This window comes from Rossellomorea vietnamensis (assembly GCF_025398035.1).
Lineage (GTDB): Bacteria > Bacillota > Bacilli > Bacillales > Bacillaceae_B > Rossellomorea > Rossellomorea vietnamensis_B.
In genome coordinates this window covers 3,609,353-3,633,151 of the sequence record NZ_CP104558.1, presented here as the reverse complement: position 1 = coordinate 3,633,151, position 23,799 = coordinate 3,609,353, and the positions used below count along the sequence as shown (strand labels likewise).

Annotated in this window: 28 protein-coding genes and 1 riboswitch; of the genes, 5 read left to right on the top strand and 23 right to left on the bottom strand. The window is 45.1% G+C overall.

From position 1 onward, the window contains the following. Window positions 1–204: 204 nt before the first annotated feature. From N5C46_RS18525 to N5C46_RS18455, 15 genes are all read right to left on the bottom strand, one after another. Window positions 205–570 (bottom strand): carboxymuconolactone decarboxylase family protein, encoded by a 366-nt coding sequence (locus N5C46_RS18525; protein WP_079532028.1) that lies wholly within the window; start codon window positions 568–570, stop codon window positions 205–207. Window positions 571–702: 132 nt separating this feature from the next. Beyond that, a complete protein-coding gene (locus tag N5C46_RS18520; protein WP_261749749.1) occupies window positions 703–1,527 on the bottom strand; it encodes a MetQ/NlpA family ABC transporter substrate-binding protein in 825 nt (274 codons plus the stop codon). 15 nt (window positions 1,528–1,542) lie between these two features. Further along, window positions 1,543–2,211, bottom strand: coding sequence for a methionine ABC transporter permease (locus tag N5C46_RS18515; RefSeq protein ID WP_261749748.1), 669 nt, complete (start codon window positions 2,209–2,211; stop codon window positions 1,543–1,545). After that, window positions 2,208–3,230: a methionine ABC transporter ATP-binding protein gene (locus tag N5C46_RS18510; RefSeq protein ID WP_261749747.1), complete on the bottom strand. Its 1,023-nt coding sequence runs from the start codon at window positions 3,228–3,230 to the stop codon at window positions 2,208–2,210. The genes N5C46_RS18515 and N5C46_RS18510 overlap by 4 nt, the downstream gene beginning before the upstream one ends. A 151-nt stretch (window positions 3,231–3,381) precedes the next feature. Continuing rightward, window positions 3,382–3,488, bottom strand: a riboswitch (SAM riboswitch). A gap of 112 nt (window positions 3,489–3,600) precedes the next feature. Further along, window positions 3,601–3,951 carry an SCP2 sterol-binding domain-containing protein gene (locus tag N5C46_RS18505; RefSeq protein WP_224522012.1) on the bottom strand — a complete coding sequence of 117 codons (351 nt, stop codon included), beginning with the start codon at window positions 3,949–3,951 and terminating at the stop codon, window positions 3,601–3,603. Window positions 3,952–4,180: 229 nt separating this feature from the next. Continuing rightward, a complete protein-coding gene (locus N5C46_RS18500) occupies window positions 4,181–4,507 on the bottom strand; it encodes a thioredoxin family protein (RefSeq protein WP_406686336.1) in 327 nt (108 codons plus the stop codon). 2 nt (window positions 4,508–4,509) lie between these two features. Continuing rightward, complete coding sequence (locus tag N5C46_RS18495) at window positions 4,510–4,869, bottom strand: toprim domain-containing protein (RefSeq protein ID WP_082197523.1); 360 nt, start codon at window positions 4,867–4,869, stop codon at window positions 4,510–4,512. Between the two features lie 177 nt (window positions 4,870–5,046). Next, window positions 5,047–5,283, bottom strand: coding sequence for a YusG family protein (locus N5C46_RS18490; protein ID WP_034764025.1), 237 nt, complete (start codon window positions 5,281–5,283; stop codon window positions 5,047–5,049). Window positions 5,284–5,376: 93 nt separating this feature from the next. Beyond that, the gene (gene gcvH / locus N5C46_RS18485) at window positions 5,377–5,760 is read right to left on the bottom strand and encodes a glycine cleavage system protein GcvH (RefSeq protein ID WP_061809722.1); all 384 of its coding nucleotides are present in this window, start codon (window positions 5,758–5,760) and stop codon (window positions 5,377–5,379) included. A gap of 128 nt (window positions 5,761–5,888) precedes the next feature. Then, entirely contained in the window at window positions 5,889–6,245 is a 357-nt protein-coding gene (locus tag N5C46_RS18480) for an arsenate reductase family protein (protein WP_261749746.1), read from the bottom strand. Window positions 6,246–6,358: 113 nt separating this feature from the next. Further along, window positions 6,359–6,661 (bottom strand): ArsR/SmtB family transcription factor, encoded by a 303-nt coding sequence (locus N5C46_RS18475; protein WP_261749745.1) that lies wholly within the window; start codon window positions 6,659–6,661, stop codon window positions 6,359–6,361. Window positions 6,662–6,692: 31 nt separating this feature from the next. After that, window positions 6,693–7,472, bottom strand: coding sequence for an SDR family NAD(P)-dependent oxidoreductase (locus N5C46_RS18470; protein ID WP_261749744.1), 780 nt, complete (start codon window positions 7,470–7,472; stop codon window positions 6,693–6,695). 145 nt (window positions 7,473–7,617) lie between these two features. Further along, the gene (locus N5C46_RS18465) at window positions 7,618–9,402 is read right to left on the bottom strand and encodes an acyl-CoA dehydrogenase FadE (RefSeq protein WP_261749743.1); all 1,785 of its coding nucleotides are present in this window, start codon (window positions 9,400–9,402) and stop codon (window positions 7,618–7,620) included. Between the two features lie 68 nt (window positions 9,403–9,470). Beyond that, window positions 9,471–10,649 carry an acetyl-CoA C-acetyltransferase gene (locus N5C46_RS18460; RefSeq protein ID WP_034764043.1) on the bottom strand — a complete coding sequence of 393 codons (1,179 nt, stop codon included), beginning with the start codon at window positions 10,647–10,649 and terminating at the stop codon, window positions 9,471–9,473. Between the two features lie 37 nt (window positions 10,650–10,686). Then, window positions 10,687–13,026 carry a 3-hydroxyacyl-CoA dehydrogenase/enoyl-CoA hydratase family protein gene (locus N5C46_RS18455; RefSeq protein WP_261752376.1) on the bottom strand — a complete coding sequence of 780 codons (2,340 nt, stop codon included), beginning with the start codon at window positions 13,024–13,026 and terminating at the stop codon, window positions 10,687–10,689. Between the two features lie 477 nt (window positions 13,027–13,503). Between N5C46_RS18455 and N5C46_RS18450 the strand changes: the two genes are divergently transcribed. Together N5C46_RS18450 and N5C46_RS18445 are read left to right on the top strand one after the other, a co-directional pair. Continuing rightward, complete coding sequence (locus tag N5C46_RS18450) at window positions 13,504–13,641, top strand: YuzL family protein (protein ID WP_079532050.1); 138 nt, start codon at window positions 13,504–13,506, stop codon at window positions 13,639–13,641. A 233-nt stretch (window positions 13,642–13,874) separates the two neighbouring features. Beyond that, entirely contained in the window at window positions 13,875–14,501 is a 627-nt protein-coding gene (locus tag N5C46_RS18445) for a YczE/YyaS/YitT family protein (protein ID WP_261749742.1), read from the top strand. A 49-nt stretch (window positions 14,502–14,550) separates the two neighbouring features. On the opposite strand, the gene N5C46_RS18440 is transcribed toward N5C46_RS18445, so the two are convergent. The 3 genes from N5C46_RS18440 to N5C46_RS18430 form a co-directional block, all read right to left on the bottom strand. Continuing rightward, entirely contained in the window at window positions 14,551–16,032 is a 1,482-nt protein-coding gene (locus N5C46_RS18440) for a potassium/proton antiporter (RefSeq protein WP_261749741.1), read from the bottom strand. Window positions 16,033–16,121: 89 nt separating this feature from the next. Beyond that, entirely contained in the window at window positions 16,122–16,616 is a 495-nt protein-coding gene (locus N5C46_RS18435; RefSeq protein ID WP_261749740.1) for a GNAT family N-acetyltransferase, read from the bottom strand. A 73-nt stretch (window positions 16,617–16,689) separates the two neighbouring features. Next, window positions 16,690–17,607 (bottom strand): proline dehydrogenase family protein, encoded by a 918-nt coding sequence (locus N5C46_RS18430; protein ID WP_034764054.1) that lies wholly within the window; start codon window positions 17,605–17,607, stop codon window positions 16,690–16,692. A gap of 323 nt (window positions 17,608–17,930) precedes the next feature. Here N5C46_RS18430 and N5C46_RS18425 point away from each other — a divergent pair, with 323 nt between their 5' ends. Next, the gene (locus N5C46_RS18425; protein WP_261749739.1) at window positions 17,931–18,188 is read left to right on the top strand and encodes a hypothetical protein; all 258 of its coding nucleotides are present in this window, start codon (window positions 17,931–17,933) and stop codon (window positions 18,186–18,188) included. A 17-nt stretch (window positions 18,189–18,205) separates the two neighbouring features. Further along, window positions 18,206–18,553: a spore coat protein gene (locus N5C46_RS18420; protein ID WP_148970081.1), complete on the top strand. Its 348-nt coding sequence runs from the start codon at window positions 18,206–18,208 to the stop codon at window positions 18,551–18,553. 101 nt (window positions 18,554–18,654) lie between these two features. Here N5C46_RS18420 and N5C46_RS18415 read toward each other — a convergent pair whose 3' ends face one another. From N5C46_RS18415 to N5C46_RS18395, 5 genes are read right to left on the bottom strand one after another with little or no spacing between them, the layout of a single operon-like run. Continuing rightward, the gene (locus N5C46_RS18415; protein WP_261749738.1) at window positions 18,655–18,918 is read right to left on the bottom strand and encodes a YusU family protein; all 264 of its coding nucleotides are present in this window, start codon (window positions 18,916–18,918) and stop codon (window positions 18,655–18,657) included. 26 nt (window positions 18,919–18,944) lie between these two features. Next, the gene (gene fhuF / locus N5C46_RS18410) at window positions 18,945–19,700 is read right to left on the bottom strand and encodes a siderophore-iron reductase FhuF (RefSeq protein WP_261749737.1); all 756 of its coding nucleotides are present in this window, start codon (window positions 19,698–19,700) and stop codon (window positions 18,945–18,947) included. Then, the gene (locus tag N5C46_RS18405; RefSeq protein WP_261749736.1) at window positions 19,697–20,515 is read right to left on the bottom strand and encodes an ABC transporter ATP-binding protein; all 819 of its coding nucleotides are present in this window, start codon (window positions 20,513–20,515) and stop codon (window positions 19,697–19,699) included. Before N5C46_RS18405 ends, fhuF begins: the two co-directional genes overlap by 4 nt. Before the next feature lie 15 nt (window positions 20,516–20,530). Further along, window positions 20,531–21,586 (bottom strand): FecCD family ABC transporter permease, encoded by a 1,056-nt coding sequence (locus tag N5C46_RS18400; RefSeq protein WP_261749735.1) that lies wholly within the window; start codon window positions 21,584–21,586, stop codon window positions 20,531–20,533. Between the two features lie 3 nt (window positions 21,587–21,589). Next, on the bottom strand, window positions 21,590–22,576 hold the full coding sequence (locus N5C46_RS18395) for a FecCD family ABC transporter permease (RefSeq protein WP_261749734.1): 987 nt from the start codon (window positions 22,574–22,576) through the stop codon (window positions 21,590–21,592). 213 nt (window positions 22,577–22,789) lie between these two features. Between N5C46_RS18395 and N5C46_RS18390 the strand changes: the two genes are divergently transcribed. Further along, window positions 22,790–23,749 carry an ABC transporter substrate-binding protein gene (locus tag N5C46_RS18390; protein WP_261749733.1) on the top strand — a complete coding sequence of 320 codons (960 nt, stop codon included), beginning with the start codon at window positions 22,790–22,792 and terminating at the stop codon, window positions 23,747–23,749. Window positions 23,750–23,799 lie beyond the last annotated feature (50 nt).

Genomic DNA, 23,799 nt, shown 5'->3' with positions numbered 1-23,799 from the left:
TTTCTAAAATTTATCCGTCAGCCTGATTCCCGGGGGCTACCCTTAAGTTTTCACAAAATTCCGCCACTATACTGCCAAATAATACTGTCCCGGTGGAAATTTATTAACTCGCATGTATATTTATTACCGTTAGAGGTATGCATTTTAATGGTATTTGTAAAAGTACCCATAAAAAAAGAGAAGGATCTCTCCCTCTCTTAGCACTCATTGCTTTAGTTGATTCAAATCCTGAATCGACTGCTGTACTAATGTCACAGCCTGACTCATGACCGCTCCTCCGCCGAATGCCGCTGTCACCCCGATGGCTTCGAGGATCTCTTCTTCAGAACATCCTTGATCCAGACATCCTTTTGTATGGTAGATGATACAATATTCATCCTGGGAATAAAGGCTGATCCCAAGTGCAATCAACTGTTTTTCCTTTTTGGAAAGGACTCCCTCTCTGAAGCAGTGCTCTGTAAACGTATTATATTGCTCGGCAAGCTCAGGCATTTTCTCAGTGAAGATTCCAAGTCCCATTTTATAATCATGAAGGGCTGCTTCGGTTGTGTTTCTAGGTTCCATCTGCATTTCATCCAACTCCATTTCGAAAATAGATTCATCGAAAATAGTATGAGCCAATTTGGAATTGAATATGTTAAAAAGTTACCGAATACCACTTGATGAAAGTAAGCCGGTACAAAGGCACCGGCTTTCCTATTGTTATTCCGTTACGGGTACAACGGCTCCATCCCATTCTTCATTGATGAAGTCCTGGATTTCTTTTGAGCGCAGGGCTTTCACCAGTTCTTTTACTTCTTCTTTGTTTTCGTCACCTTTATTTACAGCAATTACGTTCACATATGGGGAGTTGCTGTCTTCGATGGCGATGGAGTCCTCCAGGGGTTTCAAGCCTGCATCTATGGCATAGTTGGAGTTGATCACCACTGCGTCCCCTTCTTCATTTTCATACATTTGCGGAAGGAGAGCTGCTTCGTACTCATAATCGAATTTCAGTTTTTTTGGATTTTCTTTGATGTCCTCAAGCTGTGCCTGTGTATTTTCCACGCCGTCCTTTAACGTGATCAGACCTTTTTTCTCTAATAATGTAAGGATGCGGCCATGATCGGATACGGAATTACTCATCAAGATCGTGGCACCTTCAGGAAGGTCCTCAAGAGATTTATACTTTTTGGAATACACACCGATTGGCTCGATATGAATTCCGCCTGCATTGACGAAATCATATTCGTTCTCTTTCATCTGCAAGTCCATGTAAGGTACGGTTTGGAAATAGTTCGCATCCAGATCACCATTATCCAGGTCTTTATTCGGAAGGATATAGTCTTGATATGTTTCAATTTGCAGGTCGATCCCCTTATCTTCCAAAATCGGTTTCACTTTTTCAAGGATTTCCGCATGGGGAACGTTTGACGCTCCTACCACTAATTCCTTCCCGTCACTGCTTCCGGAGCCGGAATCACTCCCGCATGCTGCCAATCCAAAGATACTTGTTGCTACTACTATTCCTGCTAACCATTTTTTCATCTGTTTTCTCTCCTCTTATCGTTTGTCTAATTTATTTGTGAAGTAGTCACCAATGATTTGAATGGCAAATACAACGAGTAAAATCATGATGGTCGCAGCAAGGGTTACATCCTCCCTGCTCCGTTGAAAACCATCCAGGTAAGCGAGGTTTCCTAATCCCCCGGCACCGATGACACCAGCCATTGCCGTATACCCCATCAGGGCGATGGCTGTTACCGTGATACCTGAAACCAAAGCCGGAAGAGATTCGGGAATAAGCACTTTCCATATGATCGTGCTAGTCTTCGCCCCCATCGCTTTCGCTGCTTCAATGACGCCTTTGTTCACTTCTCTTAATGCAATTTCCACCATGCGTGCGTAAAACGGTGCTGCTCCGATAATCAGGGCCGGAAGAGCCGCGTTCGCCCCGCGGATGGTATCCAATAAAAATTTTGTAAATGGAATCAGTAATACAATCAGGATAATGAACGGAATCGAGCGGAATACATTGACCACTGCACTGGTCACCGTATATGTAAGCTTGTTTTCCCATAAATTTTCCTTGGATGTAAGAAATAAAAGGATCCCAAGAATCAGTCCTACCACGAAGGTAATCAGGACTGACATCCCCGTCATATAAAGGGTTTCAACAGTCGCTTCCCACATCTTCTCCCAGTCCACATTCGGAAATATATTTTCTATCATCCTCCGATCACCTCCACTTTGACCATCTGTTCCTCAGCGAAGGAAACGGCTGCCTGAACCGTCTCTTCGTTTCCATCAAGATGGACGAACAGCGTACCATAAGCCCCTTTTTGCGTTTGGGAAATCTGTCCTTGAAGGATATTGACATCCAGGTCGAATCGTCGGATCAAGCTGGTAATGAGCGGTTGCTCAGTCGATTCACCAACGAAGGTGAATTTCAGTACTTTTCCTTTCGGATACTGAGCCAATAGGTGATCGATCGTTTCCCCTGTTTCTTCCACTTGAGATACTTCTCTCACAAATCGTTTCGTCACCTGCTCTTTAGGATTTCTGAACACCTCAAGAACATCCCCAAGTTCTACCACCTTCCCTTGTTCCATGACCGCCACACGATGGCAGATCTTTTTGATCACATGCATTTCATGGGTGATCAGGACGATGGTCAGACCTAAACGTTTATTAATATCCACCAATAAATCAAGGATGGAATCGGTTGTTTGCGGATCTAAAGCAGAGGTGGCTTCGTCACAGAGAAGGACGTCGGGATTATTTGCAAGGGATCTTGCAATCCCGACCCTCTGTTTCTGTCCACCGCTCAACTGGGATGGATAGGCGTCTCCTCTTCCATCCAATCCCACCAGCTCCAATAATTCATTGGCCCTTCGCAGTCTCTCCTTCTTAGAAACTCCGGCTATTTCTAATGGAAACTGGATATTTTCAAGTACCGTACGCGACCAAAGGAGATTGAAATGCTGAAAGATCATCCCTATCGATTGCCTCGCCTGCCGAAGATCTTTCCCTTTCACTTTGGAAACAATCTGTCCATTTACGTTCACGGTTCCATTTGTGGGAACTTCAAGTCCATTGAGCATTCGGATCAACGTACTTTTCCCTGCCCCACTATAGCCAATTACTCCAAAAATTTCCCCTTGGCCAATGTCGATGTTGACGCCATCAACGGCTGAAATCGGGCCAGATTTTGATTGATAGATTTTTTTTACATCTGAAATGCTAATCATGCTGTCTCCACCTTCTTTCTGAGTAAAACGACCTTTTTAATAAGAATTACAGTTGCACATACCGGGCAATCCCCACAGCCTTTTCGTATACAATAAAAAATGCCTTCCTGCGATAAGCAGAAAGGCATAATCATATATAGGACTATCCTTTCTCTCATCTTTCAAAGCAAATGCTTTGAGTGAATTGGCACCATTTCAATTTTCATTGACGGTTGCCGGGCTTCATAGGGCACGTCCCTCCACCTCTCTAAATAAGAGTAAAGTATCGATTTATTTAATTTTTTGAATTGTTAAAGACTCTGAAAATTTGCTACAAGAGAGATTCTATCATCGAAAATAGAAATGTGTCAATTCTTTTTTCTCACGTTTTTCATACTTGGACGGGTTCCTTGACCCTGGACCTTGTCAGCCAGAGGATAGATTCTACAAATAACAGCTGGCGGTATCCCCCCTTGACTTCCAGGATGCCGTTTTCAATCAGTTGAGACAATCGCTCTTCTCCTGTTAGTAGGGATAGCATGTCCTTCTCTTTTCCCTTAATATCAAAATGCGATTGCCTGCTACCATCACGCAATACAGCACAACCTCTGTTTGAAACGGAGATCGCATAACGCTCCTTTTCACATTGAAATTGAAGAACAAATGGGCTGTCCGGAAACAAGAGTCGTAAGTGATACCTTGAATGACACTGATCTACTAATTCCTCTAAATATATTCGCATGAATACCCTCCCAGTGAAACTTCTATATAGTATCAATTCCACTTTTAGGTATTTTTCCCTTTTAGACATTCTCGACATGTTTTGAATGAGTTTATCTTATTTGTCGAACAGTAAGAAATTGGGTGATGACCAGTCAAAAAATGATGGGATTCGAAACATTTCCCAAGAAATATGTCCTCGTTTGTAGAAAGAAAATCCACAAAATAAAAAGACCTTTCATAAAGGTCTCTTATCCCCACTGGTTGTTTTGGATTTTGTTGATGGTTTCGTATAGGAATGGGACGGATTGAAAGGCATAGATTCTTTCCATTTCCTGTCCATCTTTAAATAAAAGAAGGCAGGGGACGCTTTCAATGGATTGTTCTTCGGCGAATTGGGGCAGATAGTTCAGATTCGCCTTCACAAAATGAAATGACTGGGGGAGTTTCTCGACCACTTCCAACATTTTACCCGCGACCTGACATGTACCACACATCGGTGTATATAGATAAACGGCTTCCAACGCATGGGATTTGATCGATTCGTTTAATTCTTCTGTCTGGCTTACCTCCAACAAAACTAAATCATCCTTTTTCCAAGATATTCTTTATGCACATCGATATTTGCACCTATGAGAACGGAGGCAAGATGATATTCCGGGGCTGCGGCCACTTCCTTATACATCCGGTCGATATAAAGGTGTTCCGCCTCGGGGAATTCACGCTTGAATTGTTTACGTAACTTCTCCCCTGCATCATCCGCATCGACGAGGATGTATACATCCCTTTCAAAGAGCTCATCGATGAGTTCGTCCATTTTTGTGATGCTGATCGTTCCATTTGTGCAAATAATTTCAATCGGTTCTTTGATTATGTCTCTTACTTTCCGCTTGTCTGTTGTACCTTCGACAATGATTACCTTTTCGTCAAGTTCCATCATGATCATCACCTTATCTTTCAGAAATAAGATTAGGATAGTATATTCAGATAACAAGAGATGATGTCCACTTTCTACTCATATTTTCTCACGTTTACAAAAAATAGTGCAAGTGGTTTGTTTCACTGCTTATAGAAATGGTGCCAGATCCATACACGAATCTGGCACCGCTAGTTACCTTTAACACCATCCACCTTCGTCGCAATCCGTGTACCTTGCATCATGACCTTCGGTGGAAGTATAGTTCTGATAAATCTTATTTTCTTTTGCTTCGAAGTTCGGTTCCATTGTCAGTCCATCAAGGGGCAGGGACGTTTTGCCGATTGGCTGACCGTCGAGGAATAATTCGACTTCACCATTTTTAAGCCTGCCTGTCACCCTGCTTGTGACATCTAATTTTTTTGGTTCAAGTACCATGCGTATTCATCCTTTCTTTTTGCGAATACCCATATGATGCCCAAAAAGAAAAACAAAACACCTTGAGAAATCCTCAAGGTGTCCGGGTGGAAATTATCCTTCATTGATCATTTTATCATACTCTTCAGCTGTCATCAGCTTGTCTACTTCTCCAGTGTCTGTTGGTTCCACAACGACCATCCATGCTTTTTCATAAGGTGATTCGTTCACGAACTCAGGGCTGTCTGACAGCTCTTCATTCACTTCTACAACCTTACCGGAAACAGGTGCGTAAAGCTCAGAAACGGTCTTTACCGATTCAACACTTCCGAAAGGCTCGTCCGCTTTGATTTCATCTCCAACTTCAGGTAACTCGACGAATACGATATCGCCCAGCTCAGATTGTGCAAATGATGTGATTCCTACGCGTACATTTTCCCCTTCAACTTTGACCCACTCGTGTTCTTCTGAATAACGAAGTTCTTTCGGTGTACTCATTCTCTATCCCTCCAAATGCTAGTTATACAACCTAATATTGACACACTTTTCATCGAAAAAGCAAGAAAACTAAGTGTGAATAATGAAACTTTTTCATCGTCCACAATCATTAAATCCCTTACCCTTTTTTACTTCCAGGTTTCCTCGAACGTTTCTTCTTTAAAACCTACGGTCACCTTGCTTCCATCCGTTGTGACCGGACGTTTGATCAGCATCCCGTCAGAGGAAAGGATTTCTAATAATTCATCGTCAGAAGCTGAATTCACTTTCTCTTTCAAGCCAAGTTCGCGATACTTTTTTCCGCTTGTATTGAAAAACTTCTTCAGAGGAAGTCCACTCTTTTCGTACAGGCTTTTAAGCTCCATTTTTGACGGGGGGTTTTCTACAATATGTATTTCATCTATGGAGAGACCCTGGTCCTCCAGCCACTTTTTGGCTTTCTTGCATGTACCGCATTTTGGGTAAGAATAAAAAGTCAATGACATCATTGCACCACCTTTCCTGGTAGGTACCGAATGGGGTGTATTGCCCATCCGGTCACCGTGAATCTATTTCTTACATTCGACAATATTCGTTAGTATCCTTTTTTTCCGGAACATTACTCACATTGATTTTCAACGGTTTGTACCAATTCTTTAAGGAGGACGGTTGCGTTGTCCAGCTCAAGAGAATAGAAACGCTGTGTTCCTTTTTGCTCCAGTGACACCAGATGCTGATCTCTGAGGATCTTCAGGTGATGGGACACAGCAGGTCGGGACAATGTCAGATTTTCAGTGATCTGATTGACCGTAAGAGGTTCTTGTTCGGCAAGAAGTAAAATTATGTCCTGACGATAAGGATCACTCAGCGCTTGAAATAATGGAATACAAGCACGGAATGTATCGATTGCTTTTTGACCCATAGCCTTCTCCCTTCCACTCATTCACATTCAATTATACCCGTTCCTGTACCTTCCGAACAATATTCGTGACCATTTTACGCGGCATGAATCGAATTGCCTGAGTCAGCATCCGATTTTTCATGCCTGGTACGATCACTACTTTGTCTTTTGTCATCATTTGTTTATATCCTTCTTCCACCACCTCTTCTACACTCATCACACCCGACTGGAAGAGCTTAGAGGACTGAAGTTCGGCCGCGTCACTGAATCCTGTTTCGGTGGCACCCGGACAAAGAGCCGTCACTTTGACCCCATGACTGGCCCACTCATTGGCCAAAGCTTCTGAGAAAGACAGGACATACGCTTTAGTTGCATAGTAAACGGCCATCAATGGGCCAGGCTGAAATGCCGCTGTTGACGCAACGTTTAATATACGGCCATTCTTCCGGCTCACCATTTCCTTCCCGATATACTTACTCAGCTCTGTCAGGGCCGTGATATTCACTTGGATCATATCCAGCTCTTTGGAAAGTTCCGTTTCCTCAAACTCCCCGAATAATCCGAATCCCGCGTTATTGATGAGAATATCGACTCTGATTCCTTGTGCTTTGATTTCATCATAAAGCTTCTTTGAGGCTTGGGGTTTCGAAAGATCGGAAAGAAACACGTACGCTTTCACCCCGTATTTATTCATGATTTCTTGTGATAAAGCCAGGAGCTTTTCCTCACTTCTCGCTACTAAAATCACATCATGACCAGAGCCAGCAAACTTATGGCTGAATTTCAGGCCGATACCACTTGAAGCACCCGTAATTAAAACTGTCTTATTCATCTATCCTTACCACCTTTTCTTGTATGTTTAAACACTTAAACATTTAAACGTTTAAACATATAGTAATCGACAGTGCGATTGATGTCAAGTTGAGAATATATATAAAGGGACGGACCTCCAATTTGGAGGTCCGTCCCTGCTTTACTTACAGTGCATATTTTTCTACATCGATCAATTTTTCTGAAGCTTCACGCTTCACTGCGATCACGTTGATCGGAGTGTGACGAGTGAATTTACGAAGAGCTGACAGCATCATGCGCAGTGTGTCACCAGTTTCAGTTGCCACAAGCGTTTCTTTCGCATGCTGTTCGATTTTGTTGAAAGCTTCTTGACAGAAGATTTGTGTATAGAGAAGTTTTTGCTTCGCTTTCTCTACGCCACCTTTTTCAATCGCTTTTTCCGTTCTAAGAACAACGGATTCCATTGCGTAAGCCTCTGACACGATGTCCGCAATGTTCACCAGGATCTCCTGCTCTTTTTCAAGGGCTTTACCATATTTCTGTGCAGCCAATCCAGCCAGCATCAAGCCGATTTTCTTCGCGTTTTTCACAAGGTACTTCTCTTGTGCCAGTGGCTCATCGCCTACTTCTTCAGGCATAAGCATCATTAACTCTTCTTGAAGAGCCTGTGCTTTTTGAAGTAATGGAAGCTCTCCCTTCATTGCTTTACGAAGGTATGTTCCTGGAACCAGAAGACGGTTGATTTCATTCGTTCCTTCGAAGATGCGGTTGATACGGGAATCACGATACATTCTTTCAATTTCATATTCCTGCATGAAGCCATATCCACCGTGAAGTTGAACGCCTTCATCCACGATATAATCCAGTACTTCCGTTGCGAAGAATTTGTTCAGTGAACACTCGATTGCATATTCCGCAATGGATTTTGCCACTTCTGTTCCATTCTTCACTTCTTCATCCGAAAGCTTGCTCATGCGATCTTCGAATAATCCTACTGTACGGTAAACGGAAGATTCCGCAGCGTACAATTTAGACGCCATAGTCGCAAGCTTTTCTTTCGTCAAGTTGAAGCTTGAGATTGGAGTTTTGAACTGTTGGCGCTGATTCGTGTATTGAACCGTTACTTCAAGAGCACGTTTACTTGCTCCTACTGCGCCTACTCCCAATTTGTAACGCCCGATGTTCAAGATATTGAAGGCGATGATATGGCCTTTACCGGCATCTCCAAGAAGGTTCTCCACTGGGATTTCAGCATCTTCAAGGATCAATGTACGAGTGGATGAGCTCTTGATTCCCATTTTCTTTTCTTCAGGACCTGTTGAAACCCCAGGGAATTCTTTTTCCACGATGAATGCTGAGAAATGCTCCCCATCGATCTTTGCATACACAACGAACACATCGGCAAATGCAGAGTTTGTGATCCATTGTTTTTCCCCGTTCAGAATGTAGTGAGTACCTTCTGCGTTTAATTTAGCCGTCGTTTTCGCACCAAGTGCATCAGAACCTGAACCTGGCTCAGTTAATGCATAAGCCGCTAATTTTTCACCAGTGGAAAGGGCAGGAAGATACTTTTGCTTCTGATCTTCGTTACCGAAAAGAACGATTGGAAGGGAACCGATCCCTACATGGGCACCGTGAGAGATAGAGAATCCGCCGGCACGTGACATTTTCTCAGCAATCAAAGCCGAGCTTACTTTATCAAGTCCCAGTCCGCCGTACTCTTCAGGTACATCTGCACCAAGAAGACCAAGGTCTCCAGCTTCTTTTAAAAGACGAACAGAGTGATCGAACTCATGGTTTTCAAGATTGTCGATGACAGGTACGACTTCATTCAGTACATAATCCTCTGTCGTTTTCGCAATCATTTTTTGCTCGTCGGAATAATCCTCCGGTGTGAAAACTTGCTCAAAGCTTACATCTTCAATTAAAAAACTTCCACCCTTGATTAGCTTGTCTGTTTGATTCGCCATTTCGAATCCCCCTAATATGATATTTTGAAAGAGTAGCGGGCCTCGGGAATCGAGGTCCGTCCCTCCTGTTAACCGATTAATTCAAATACGCCTGCTGCTCCCATTCCGCCGCCGATACACATGGTGACGATACCGAATTGCTGGTTTCTGCGTTTCATTTCATGTACCAGTGAAAGAGTCAGCTTCGCGCCGGTACATCCCAGTGGATGACCGAGAGCGATGGCTCCACCATTCACGTTCACTCGTTCTTCATCCAATCCCAGCTGACGGATGACCTGGATCGATTGGGAAGCAAATGCTTCATTCAGTTCAAATAATCCGATATCCGAAAGCTCTAGTCCTGCCATCTTAAGTGCCCTTGGGATTGCTTCCACAGGACCGATCCCCATGATTTCAGGCGGTACACCCGCTACTGCGAAGCTTCTGAATTTCGCCATCGGCTGCAGACCCAATGATCCTGCCTTTTCACGGTCCATCACCATGACTGCCGCTGCTCCGTCACTCGTTTGTGATGAGTTCCCTGCCGTTACAGAGCCTTTCACATTGAAAGCCGGTCGTAATTTAGCCAGTACTTCCGAACTTGTTTCGGCACGTACACCTTCATCCTTTGTGAATTGGAAGGATTTCTCAACGAATTTATTTTCACCGTTCACTGAACGATGGAGTACATCAACAGGGACGATTTCATCATCGAATTTCCCTTCAGCGATTGCCTTGGCCGCTTTTTGGTGGCTTCTTACTGCGAAGGCATCCTGATCTTCACGGGATACGCCGAATTTCGTTGCAACCTGTTCTGCTGTATGACCCATGCTCATGTAATATTGAGGGGCGTTTTCAGCAAGCTTCGAGTTCGGACGGACCACATGGCCCATCATCGGGACAAGACTCATGGATTCCGCTCCCCCGGCGATCGCCGTGTCAGAATGACCGAGCATGATTTTTTCTGCCGCATAGGCAATGGATTGTAACCCTGATGAACAGTAACGGTTAATGGTGATTGCCGGTACGGAATCTGGAAGACCTGCAAGTCCTCCGATATTCCGTGCCATATTCAATCCCTGCTCTGCTTCCGGCATCGCACACCCGATGATCAAGTCATCAATGTTCCCTTCATAATTCCCTGCACGCTTAAGGGTTTCTTTCACTACAAGTGCTCCAAGATCATCCGGTCTTACCTGAGCCAATGATCCTTTTCGAGATTTTCCGACTGGTGTTCTTGCACCAGCGACAATGACTGCTTCGCGCATGATATTCCCCCGCTTTCTACTATGATTAAAACGCTGATTAGTTGCGTAATGGTTTTCCTTTTACAAGCATGTGCTGCATTCTTTGCTGAGACTTAGGCTGTGCAACAAGGCTTAGGAACGCTTCTCTTTCAAGATCCAACAGATACTGTTCATCTACTTCTGTTCCGTATGGTACTTTTCCTCCTGCAATCACATAAGCAAGCTTCTTCGCGATCATCAGATCGTGGTCTGAAATAAAACCTGACTGGAACATGGACTGAGCTCCAAGAAGAAGAGTCGCATATCCCGGCTCACCCACAACAGGTACTTTCTTACGGATCGGCGCTTGGTATCCACTTTCATATAAGCTAAGGGCAGCCTGTTTTGCGTCGTATAACAGATGGTCATTGTTAACACTCACACCATCTGCTTTGTTTAAGAAATTGTTGTCCCTTGCTTCATCACCGGATGTTGAAACCTTCGCCATGGCAATCGTTTCAAATACTTTATTGGCCACTTTCTGAAGATCGAATTCCACACCGTTTGGAAGGTTGGCTAAGTGCTTCATATAAAGCTCTTTGTTTCCGCCGCCTCCAGGGATCAATCCAACACCGACTTCGACCAATCCCATGTACGTTTCCATCGACGCCTGGATGTGGGCCGCCGGTAAGCAGACTTCGCTTCCTCCGCCTAATGTCATTCCGAATGGTGCCGCAACAACCGGCTTGGATGAATATTTGATTTTCATCATTGCCTGCTGGAAGTGTTTCACGACCATGTCAATTTCAAAGACATTGTCATCCTGCGCTTCCATGAGGATCATGGCAAGGTTTGCACCTACACAGAAGTTCTTGCCCTGGTTCCCAATGACGAGTCCTTTGTAGTTCTTCTCTACTTCATCAACGGCAAAATTGATCATTTGTGTGATATCCATTCCGATGGCGTTGTTTGGAGAATGGAATTCAAGAAGGGCGATTCCGTCCCCGATGTCAATCAGGCTTGCCCCGGAATTCTTTTTGATGAGCTTTCCTGAGTTCTTCAGCGCTTTTAAGTCAATTGCCTTCGGGTTACGCTCTACAAGTCGATAGTCGCCATTGTGATAGAAGTAACGCTCACCATTTTCTTCTTTAAAGAATGTGGAGTTGCCTTCTGAAAGCATCGTCTCCACCCACTGTGGTACAGTTCGGCCTTCTTCCTTCATACGGGTTACTGATTTTTCAACTCCGATGGCATCCCAAGTTTCAAATGGTCCCATTTCCCATCCGAAGCCCCATTTCATGGCTTGGTCGATGCTCACGATGTCATCTGCAATTTCACCATGAAGCTCGGCTGAATACGTTAAGACCGGAGACACGATATTCCACAGTAGTGATCCTGCCTGATCTTTTGCATAAACAAGCGATTTTACTTTATTTTTTAAGCCTTTTTCATTTTTCGCCATTTCAAGTGAAGCTGTTTTCAGTTTTTGACGGGGCTGATAGTCCATCGTTTCAGGATTCAGCTCCAGGATTTCCTTCCCTTTCTTAAGGAAGAACCCCTGCCCGCTCTTACTTCCAAGCCAGCCGTTTTCAAGCATTTTCTGCATGAATGCCGGTACTTCGAACACCTTCTGCTCTTCACCTTCCACCTGGTCATACACATTCTTTGCAACATGTGCGAATGTATCGAGTCCTACGACATCAAGCGTGCGGAAAGTGGCGCTTTTCGGTCTTCCGATCGTCGGCCCTGTAATGGAGTCGACTTCCCCTACAGAGTAGCCGCCCTTTAACATTTCCTGCACCGTGATCAGCAAGCCGTACGTTCCGATACGGTTCGCAATGAAGTTTGGCGTATCCTTTGCCATGACGACACCCTTACCGAGAACATCTTCACCAAATGTCTTCATGAAGCTCACGACTTCCGGATCCGTCTTCTTCGTCGGGATCACTTCAAGAAGCTTTAAGTAACGTGGCGGATTGAAGAAATGTGTGCCGAGGAAATTCTTCTGGAAGTCTTCAGACCTTCCGTCCGACATCGCCTCGATCGAAATCCCTGATGTATTGGAACTGATGATGCTTCCCGGTTTGCGATAACGTTCCACTTGCTCGAATACTTTCTTCTTGATATCTAAGTTCTCAACGACTACTTCGATGACCCAGTCACAATCACTGATATATTGAAGATCATCCTCGAAGTTACCTGCTGTGATAAGTGAAGCGTTTTGTTTTGACGTCAGTGGTGCCGGTTTTTGTTTAAAGAGCTTTTTTAAAGCGTTTTCACTAAACTGATTACGAAACGCCTTACTCTCTTCTGTCAATCCCTTTGCTTTATGTTCGTCTGTCAATTCTCTTGGTACGATATCTAATAACATTGTCGGGATGCCGATATTTGCAAGATGCGCGGCTATTCCTGAACCCATGACTCCTGATCCTAACACTGCGGCTTTCTGAATTCTACGAACCAATGGTATTTCCCCCTTATACACACTTTGAATGAATACTCATTCATTTTTCACTTAAAAAAAAGACTCGAATGAGTTCCTGTTACATCTAATATATCGGATTTTCTAAAATATCGCAATATTTAAAGAGTTAAATTTACAAAAAATTCACTATTGTCTCTCCGAACCTACATGGGCAATCGTCTAAACCAGCCTATTCACCCACCCAAGTCCACGTGCCTGCACACAACCGCCAACCTATCCTCTCCTATTATATATATGAAATGTTGGAGGGAAGGACCTTGGGTAGACGACCATTTCTGCTCCCATTTTTTGTGGCAAGCCCTATATCAAAGGGTTTTCATGCTCTGGCGTCTTCGTTTCCACTGAAAATTGGAGGTCCGTCCCTCATATTTTTTTAGGGATCCGGGAATGTTAGGAGTGGAGGTGTTCGAGATGGCGAAGCAGAAGAAGAATCCTTCTAAGGCTGGGGTTAGTGCAGCGAGTGTGAAGGGGGATGCCGGTCCGACGGTTGAGATGGACGGCGGCGGCAAGCGAAACAGTCAAAACAATCAATTTAAGAAGCAACCATAGAAATTGGAGATGGCACCTGATGAAAAATGATCGGGTGCTGTTTTTTTATGGGGCGTTCTCCCCACTCCCATACAAAAATTAACTTTGCCTTCCCGTCCATTTTAAAGTAAACTGTTACTATCAATTTAAAGACGTCAGACCTCCTACTTTATCAACCACATCACGAGCAAAGTAGCACGTCTGTTTTTTTAAGTATATGAATGATAACGTTTACAGATAAGGAGACTATGTGAATGAAGCGCAGATTTTTATTTTTTACGATTGGACTTTTCATTTTAACGATGGGGGTTGCCCTGATCATTAAGTCGGGCCTCGGAGCTTCTGCCTGGGATGCCCTCGCAGTCGGGGAGTCGAATATGTTCGGATTTACCGTGGGGACGGCCGTATTTATCAATGGGATTGTATTGATCGGTCTCAATGCCCTCATTATGAAAAAGAAACCCGATGTCCTCGCGGCAGGATCGATTCTGGTCATTGGCCTGTTAATCGATTTTTGGCTGCTCGTTGTCTTTAACAACTACGCACCCGGGATGCTTGTGAATCAGCTCGTTGCCCTCGCTTCCGGGATTTTGACGATGGGGCTTGGAATTGCGATTTATCTTCAGGCGAAGTTTCCAGCGAGTCCGATGGATACCCTGATGGTCGCCATCCATACACGATTCGGGTTGAACCTTCGTAACTCCCGGATCATCAGTGAAGGATTTGCCCTCTCCCTTGCATTCCTCTTTAAAGGGGATATCGGAATCGGGACCATCATCGTCACCCTTACATTAGGGTTCGTCGTTCAATACAGCTTCCCGATATTCGAACAGCTCTTCGAGAAAAAAACAGTAGGAAAAGCAGCCGTGTCTGCTGACTGATCTTCATTAAAAAAGCAATCTTTCCAAAATGGAAGATTGCTTTTTTCTATCATGCTGGATCATCTTTTGATGAGGGGCTTACTTTCCCTTTTTCATTCAACAGTCTATTGACACGCTTCCTTTGACTTTTATCGGCCATTACATAAAGTGTATCGCCTGCTTTAATCATGGTATCCCCTGTGGGAGTGATCAATTCATTGTGTCGGATGACCGCAGAGATCAACGTTTTTTCAGGGAGCTCGATGTCTTTGATTATCCTGTTTGTAATAGAGGCATCGTCATTGATGAGGACTTCAAGCATTTCATTGTTTGTTTTCCCGATGGAAACAATTTCGATGCTGTGAGCAACCGGGGGTTTTTCTTCTCCTGCAAGCTTAAGATAGTTGGCCAGAGGGGAGATGGTCGTTCCCTGAATGAGAGCAGAGAGCAGCACGACGAAAAACACGACATTGAAGATGACTTCGCTGTTTTCAATGCCCGCCACCATCGGATACGTTGCCAATACGATCGGGACCGCTCCCTTTAAGCCTGCCCATGATATGAAGAATTTCTCTTTAAAAGTGAAATTCTTTGCCAGCGCTAAGCTTAAATAGACCCCGAGGGGTCTCGCTACTACAATCAACAAAATCGCAAGTATGATTCCCTGCCATGCTATACCCGGAAGGTGCTGAGGGAAGACCAGCAATCCCAGGAGGATGAACATGACGATCTGCATCATCCACGCAAATCCTTCATTGAAGCGGACAATGGAATGGCGGTAGGTGAGTTCCTTATTCCCGACGACGATTGCCATGATATACACGGCAAGGAGACCACTCGCCTCCAGGATGCTAGTGAAGGCATAGGTGAATATGGCAAGGGAGATGGACAGGACCGGATACAGTCCGGACGAATCCAGATTGATTCGATTGATGATCCACACGGATGCGAGACCCAGGACCAGTCCAAGTACCAAGCCCATTCCCATCTGCCAAAAGAAGCTCAGGATCAGGGAAGCGGGATTCAATCCCGGGAATTGAATCAATTGTAAAAACGCTACGGTTAAGAATATGGCCATGGGGTCGTTACTGCCGGACTCGGCTTCCAGTGTGGAAGATATCTTCGGTTTGATGTTTTTGTTCCCAAGTACGGAGAATACCGCTGCAGCGTCGGTTGACCCGACGATCGCCCCAAATAACATCCCTTCAAGCCAGCTCACGCCAAGTATGTACTTCGCCGCCACCCCGATGGATACGGTGGTGGCCACAACCCCGATGGTTGCAAGTGATAGGGCAGGCTTATACACCTTTCGCACATTCCCCCACTTCGTTTGAAGACCACCCTCGAACAAAATGATGATGAGCGCAAGCGTACCGATAAATTGAGTCATAGGGGCATTATCGAAGAAGAAGTATGTATTTAAGACCATTCCCACGATGATGAAGAGAATCAATGAGGGGACGCCTAATCTTGTGGAGAATTTAGCGGTGATCACACCGACCAACAGCAAGAGGCCAAGGAGCAGGGTCAAATTATCAATGGTTATTTCCATAATATCGCCTCTTATTTCATGAAGAGTATTCCCTTTTATTATATAACATTGTGAATTCCGTAACAATTATTATGCCTTCTCACCAGCCCCTATAAATGCTTGCCCATGATGATATATTCATGCGGGACGTTCGGATAAAAACCTTCCCGGATAATCTTAAATCCCCCGGCATGATAAAAGGCGATGGCCGTGTGATTATCTTTGCGGGTCGTGAGGAGGACCCGTTTTTCGCTTCGATTTTGCAGTAATTGCCCAACGAGCAGCTTTCCAATCCCCCTGCCTCTGTATGCCGGGTCGACCCCCAGCTCCACCAGCTCCATGCAATCATTCATCCATTCAGGCTCGGAATGTAAATGACGTGCCAGCAGTTCGTGATAGTATTGACCCTTTCTTGAAGAATATCCATAAATATATCCTGCCACTTGTTCATCGATAATGGCGAGGTATCCTTCAAAAAGGGGATACGTGGAATGCCGTTTGAATTGGTCTTCCATTCCCCTTGGATCCACCTGAAATAGCCTGCAATATAACGAAATCATTCTCTTGAAATACTTTCCTTCCACCCGAAAAGGAACAATCTTCATTCTCCCTTCCTCCCATCTCCTATAAATAAATAAGACCCTATGAGCTTCCATAGAGTCTTCATCTTACTTACTATTATTTTTTCATGACCCCTTTTAGAACAAAGGCGACGTTGGCTGGTCTTTCAGCCAGTCTTCTCATGAAGTATCCGTACCAGTCTGTGCCGTATGGGACATAAACGCGCATTTTGTAGCCTTCCTTGACCAGTTCATGCTGACGTTCCACGCGGATGCCGAAAAGCATTTGGAACTCGAACTGATCGCGTGGGATCTTATACTCTTCCACGAGTCTTTTCGTATATTCGATCATCTCATCGTCATGGGTGGCAATCGCCGTATAATTCCCGTTCAACAGATGAGTTTTAATGATTTTCTTGAAATTTTCGTCCACGTCCTTCTTTTCCGGGAACGCAACTTCAGGTGACTCTTTGTAAGCCCCTTTTACAAGACGTAGATTGGGGGAATACGCATTCAAATCATCGATATCCTTTTCTGTTCTATATAAATAGGCTTGGATGACCGTGCCGATGTTATCATACTCTGACTTCAGGCGTGTGAAAATATCTATGGTCTTTCCACAACGGGAGTAGTCTTCCATGTCAATGGTGACGAAAACGTTCTGTTTGGTTGCCTCTTCAAGAATCATTCTCATATTCTTCATGACAACCTCTTCAGAGATATCCAGTCCCATTGAAGTCATTTTAAGGGATAGCTGAGAGTCGAGTTTCTCTCTCCCAATGGCACGAATCGCCTCTACACATTCAAGGGCCATTTCGTTTGCTTCACGCTCATTGTCCACAAACTCTCCCAAATAGTCGATCGTTACAACAAGATTCTGACTATTCAGCTCGCGAATAACTTCAACTGCCTGCAGGATGGAAGACCCCGCAACGAATCGACCGGCACCAAAGCGCAGGCCATACTTTTTGGCAAGTTTCGTCATCGGCTTATTTTTTGAAAGGAATAAAAAGAAATTACGCATTGCTTGCTCCATGTTGCTTACCCCCTGAAAAAACATATATATCCTACCATGAAATCGTTTTCTTTATTGCTAAAAAAGAGAAGGTTCATACTATTAGTATATTTACCAACATTTTATCACCTTTTAAACGATTTGAATATACTTTCAATACTTTCTTAGTAGAATATTATCGGAATTTGTAAATACGTGAATAAGTCTGTCGGCTAGTAGGAAAACTAACCTTTGCCTTCTGATGATACCGCTTTCTTGCCTCGCCGTATACAGGGTAATATTACCTATCCAAAAGCAACCAAGAAGGGTATTGAAGACTAAAAAAGGAAACGGAGGAATGGAACATGCAACAACAGCCTCAACAAGGGAGCCAGCAGCAGGCGTACACTCAGCCGCCGCATTTGCTCACTACGAAGGATTCACTTTATTTAAATGACATGCTTGCCTGGAATCTGACTGCCATGAAGAAATGTCATTTTGCCGCTGCTCACTGTCAGGATACGGAGATTAAAGCCGAGCTGGATAAATGCGGCCAGATGCATCAGCGCCATTACCAGCAGCTGCTTGCCCATCTAAATACGACCAACCAAAATATGATGTAGAAAGGAGTCCTGAAACCATGAATCAACAAAATCAGCAAAAAATCCAAAACCCTCAAACACAAGTTCCGGAAACGCCACAAATGAATGATCGTGACTTCATCACGGATGTCCTGTCCCATGAAAAATATATGACGGCTTCCTATTGTACGGCTTTGAATGAAGCAAGCCATCAAGCTTTATATCAGGACCTCCTGACGATTTTCAACGAAACGCAAAATGCCCAACGCGAATTATACAATGAAATGTTCCGCAAAGGCTGGTACAAGCTGGAGGCTGCCGACAGTCAAAAGATCCAGCAGTCCTATCAGCAGCATCAGCAGTATTCTTCTCAATTTCCTTATGGGTACGGCGGTCAGGTCCAATAATGAAGGGAAGGCAGACTCGGGTCTGCCTTTTTTTGTTGGGGGTAGACCCAATAAAAAAGCACCCTATTCACATCAAAAGGGTACTTTTTCAATCAGTATCGTCATTCATCTGTTTTCTTCCTGCTCATTTCCGCCCGGTGTGCTTCATTCATCTCTTTGATCTCCCCGACGATCCGTTTCATCTCATCCTTGCCTTCAGGATAGAGGGAATTCCAATGTTTCACCAGTGCCGGCATGTTCTTCGCGATGAATGAGTAAAGAGCGTATTGTGTCACCATTTCTTTTTTGGTGGCGTCGGTTTCACCCACCAGCAGTTCCGTGTACTTTTCAAGTAACGCATCAAATTGTTCAGGGAATTCCTTCATTGCATTAGCCTCCTTGCAAATGTGAATTAGGTCTTTTTAACCAGACAGGTCTGCGGACAAGTTTTACAGCGATATTGTTCCCCGTTCTCCAGCCTGTAGGAAAAGCAGCATGTTCTTCTGACACGCACCTTTTCAGCCATGCCCTCTATATTTACTTTCCTGCTATAATATCTCGCCAGTGGATTTCGGTGATAGCTGCCGAACCATGAGCTGTTTTCATCTGACAGGAGCATCCGCAGTTGGTCATCACGCCCGCTCCCCGTCCATTCGTTTAAAAGGAAGTCATCACTCTCAAATATCCAGAATACATATACGGCGATGTTTTCCCAAAGAATCAGGTTCGATAGCTTTGTGGCATTTTTAATCGACTGAATCACGTGATTGAGATGATCCCGGAAAATGGATTGAATGAACGTCTTCTTTTCCTCTAGGGATGTAAACTCCGTCACCGATGCATCCTTCAAGTGAAATTGAGGCATCCATAAGCCATTTTTCTCCCCATCGACCATGATGAGGTTTTCAGGCTTTAGATTCAATTTCTTATTCCAGTAAGTCATGGTCATTAAACCCATTGCTGCTACAAACGCATAGCGCTTCATGAATAAGGAGGCTGCCACTTTAAGGTCGTCCGTCCCGATCAGGGAGCGACGCTGGGATAAATAGGCGTTCATTTTTCCACCATCCAGGAATGAGGTTGCCTCTTCCCCTTTCAAAGCAGGGGCGGACGCATGAAAACGGTATTTCCTCAAGATCTCCCACTGCTGTTCGGTGAGGGTGTTCATCCTGTCTCCACTGCGTCTTTCAAGATGCATCGTCCTTTACCGAACGGGATGCATAAAGGTGTGCCGAATAATGGGTCCCGGGATACCTGGCAGTCCATATCGAACACATTTTTCACGAGCTCACAGCTGATCACCTCTTCAGGTTTTCCTTGAGCATAGATCTGTTTATCCCGGATCGCTACGATATTATGGGCGTATCTGCAGGCAAGGTTCAGGTCATGAAGGACCATGACGATGGTGCGCTGCTCTTTCTCATTCAGTTCGAATAATAAATCCAGTATCTCAATCTGATGGGTCATATCAAGATACGTCGTTGGCTCATCCAAAAGGATGATGTCTGTATCCTGGGCGAGTGTCAGGGCGATCCACGCACGCTGCCTCTGCCCTCCCGATAGCTCATCCACTTTCCGGTGCTGCAGCTCCTCCATCTTCGTTGCTTTCAACGCATCCTGGACGATTTCTTCATCTTTCTGTGACCATTGCTTGAGCCAGGTCTGATGAGGGTAGCGCCCCTGCTTGACGAGCTGAAGGACCGTCAGCCCTTCTGGAGCCGTTGGGGATTGAGGGAGAATGGCCATTTTACGAGCGACTTCCTTCGTTGATAAACGCGAGATCGCCTCCCCATCCAACAGGACCGATCCATGCTTCGGCTTAAGCAGACGGGCGATGGAACGGAGAAGCGTGGATTTCCCGCAGCCGTTCCCGCCGATGAAGACCGAAATTTCCCCTTGTGGAATGTCAATATTCAATTCATCGATAATCGTCCGTTCCCCGTAAGATAGAGTCAAATCCTTCGTTTGTAGTACGTCACTCATCTATGGCCAACTCCTTTAAGAATTTCTTGTTTTGAATAAAAGATAGATAAAATACGGTGCGCCGATTGCTGCCGTAAAGACACCGGCCGGGACTTCGAGTGGAAGGAAAAGTGTCCTGCCGATCAAGTCTGCCACCATGACGAGGATCCCGCCGATCAGGGCTGCAGTCGGAAGCAGTGCCCCGAAAGAAGAACCGACCATCCTCCTTGCCATATGGGGAGCCATCAAGCCTACAAAGCCGATTCCACCGGCGAATGCGACGGCTCCCCCCACTAACGCCGTTGACATGAGGAGGAGAAAGAACCGCTGCCGTTGAACATTGCCTCCTACACTAGTGGCAATTTCTTCGCCTAGTTCCTGTATATTCAGCTGCCGGGTAATAAAGAAGCTTAACAGGATAAAGACCAGGCTCCAGGGAAGCAGGATCCACACATCCTGCCAGTCGGAACCGTTCACTGTACCCGTGATCCAGATATTTGCCTGACTGGCCCTGTAAATCGGGCCGAGTATCATAAGCAACGTCGTCAAGGCTTGAGTCAAAGCCGAGATGCCAATACCGATCAGAACGAGTCTGACAGGCGATACCCCTTTTCGCCAGGCTAAAAAGTAAACCAGAAAGGCAATGACTGTCGCGCCGATGAATGCAGCAACCGGCAGCCATTTAATGCTGACCATCAACGTATTATCATCATTGCTGAAAAGGGTCAGGAAGGCTACGACAGCCGCTCCCGCTCCTCCTGTGATACCGATGATGTCCGGTGAAGCAAGGGGGTTGCGTATCATCCCTTGAAGGATTCCACCTGCAACGGCCAACGCCATCCCGGCAAGCAGTGCGATGAGGATCCGCGGGAGGCGGAATGACGTCACCACGAGGTGCTCCAGGCTCGTCCCCCCTCCAAAGAAGACACTGATCACCTTCCATGGGGCCATCTTCAAGTCCCCTATTCCTGTACTCATGATCAGAACCAGGAATGTAATCAAACCCAGGATGGTTATTTTTTTAAGTGCTGAAAGATCAACGAGCATCGAAACACGGTCCTGTAGCCATCGTTTTCCTATAAATCGATTCATCGGTTAAAACCCCTTCCTTGCCACATACACGAAGAATGGTGCCCCGATGATGGCGGTCATGACACCGACTGGCACTTCCTGGGGCATGATGATGTAACGTGCTCCAATGTCGGCAGCCAGTAATAAGATCGCTCCGAGAAGTCCCGAGAAAGGGATCAGCCACCTGTGGTCCACCCCGATGATCTTCCTTGCTAAATGGGGAATGACAATTCCGATGAAACCGATGGGACCGGCAACGGCGACGGCACCACCCGCCAAGAGGACGACAACCATCAAAGCAAGGAATTTGATCACATTCGTTTTCAGGCCTAGCCCTTTCGCCACATCTTCACCCATGGCGAGGATATTCATCTTGCCGGCAATGAAGAGAGCAAGAATCCAGCCAGCCACTATATATGGAAAGACACCGCTCAATATATCCAGGCTTCTTCCCTGGACAGATCCCGCGAGCCAGAATAACACCTGCTCCAGTGCCGCTTCATTCAAGACAAGCAATCCCTGTGTAAAGGAAGAAAACATAGCGGTGATCGCCGCTCCTGCAAGTGTCAGCTTCATCGGTGTCAAGCCTTTATCCCCTGCGGAGCTGATGACGAATACGCCGACCGCTGCAATGGCAGCACCAAGAAACGCGAGCCACGTAAAGGATTGAAGATTGGTTATGCCAAAGAGCGTAACCGCTACGACCACCATAAAAGCTCCCCCTGCATTGATTCCGAAAATCCCTGGAGAAGCGAGGGGATTATTGGTCAACGTTTGCATCAAAACCCCTGAAATCGCAAGGGATGCACCGACTGCCGCCGCAATCAGCGCCCTTGGTAACCGGATGGTCTGAAGCACGATATGCTCCGTCGATCCAGTCGGGTTGGAAAAAGCCTCGATGGCTGTTCGCCAACTTGTATCCGTGTATCCGTATACAATACTGATTCCGATACACAGGATAAGAAAAAGGAATGTTCCTATAAATAAAAGAAGCTTTTTTTGAATTTTCATTATGTGCTAACCTTTCTTTTCCTTAAAGGAAAGGAATCAATTAAACCATCACGTACTGTCTTCCCTTTCTATTTTAAAGAAGAATAAAAGGAGCGTCAATGACTTTGAAAATCATTATCATTTAGGTATTGACAATGAAAACCTTCTCAACTACCATTATGAGTGTAAATGATAATCATTATCACCGATAAAATATATCAGGAGGATCTACATATGAAATTAAAAAGCTTACTATCTTTACTGTTGATTTCTACGCTTCTATTTCTTGCTGCCTGCGGAAATAAAGAAGAAAAAGAGGAGTCTGCAGGAAATGATGCCAATGAAGAAACGTATACAGTGAAACATGCAATGGGTACGTCGGAAATCAAAGGAACGCCAAAGAAAGTCGTCATCCTTACAAATGAAGGAACCGAGGCCCTCCTTGCCATGGGTGTCACCCCCGTCGGTGCCGTTCAATCGTGGACTGGTGATCCTTGGTATGACCACATCGCCGACAAGATGAAAGACGTTGAAGTCGTCGGGACAGAGAGCGAATTAAACATGGAAGCCATCGCAAAGCTTCAACCGGACCTGATTATCGGGAACAAAATGCGTCAGGAAGAGCAGTACAACCAGTTGAAGGACATCGCTCCAACGGTCATGGCTGAAACGTTACGCGGTAACTGGAAAGAAAACTTCGAATTATATGCCAAAGCTCTGAACAAAGAAGAAAAGGGTCAGGAAGTTTTAGCGGAGTACGATCAGCGAATCGAAGATCTGAAAGGGAAACTCGGTGATAAACTGAATCAAAAAGTTTCCATGGTCCGCTTTTTAGCTGGAGACGTAAGGATATATCATAAAGATTCATTCTCAGGTGTGATTTTGGATCAATTAGGGTTCGCCCGTCCTGAAGGTCAGGATGTAGATGACTTCGCTGAAAAGGGTGTCACGAAAGAACGCATCCCGGCAATGGACGGAGATGTCCTCTTCTACTTCACATATGAAACCGGCGACGGCGAAGCGAACAAACTTGCTGAAGATTGGCTGAACGATCCGTTGTTCAAAAACCTTGAAGTAGCAAAACAAGACAAAGTATATGAAGTAAGTGATGCGATTTGGAACACGGCAGGCGGAGTCCTGGCAGCAAACGCCATGCTCGATGATATTGAAAAGTATTTCCTGGAACAGGAATAAACGTTAGCCGGAAAGGGCATCCCCCTTTCCGGCTTTTTCTATGCTGATTT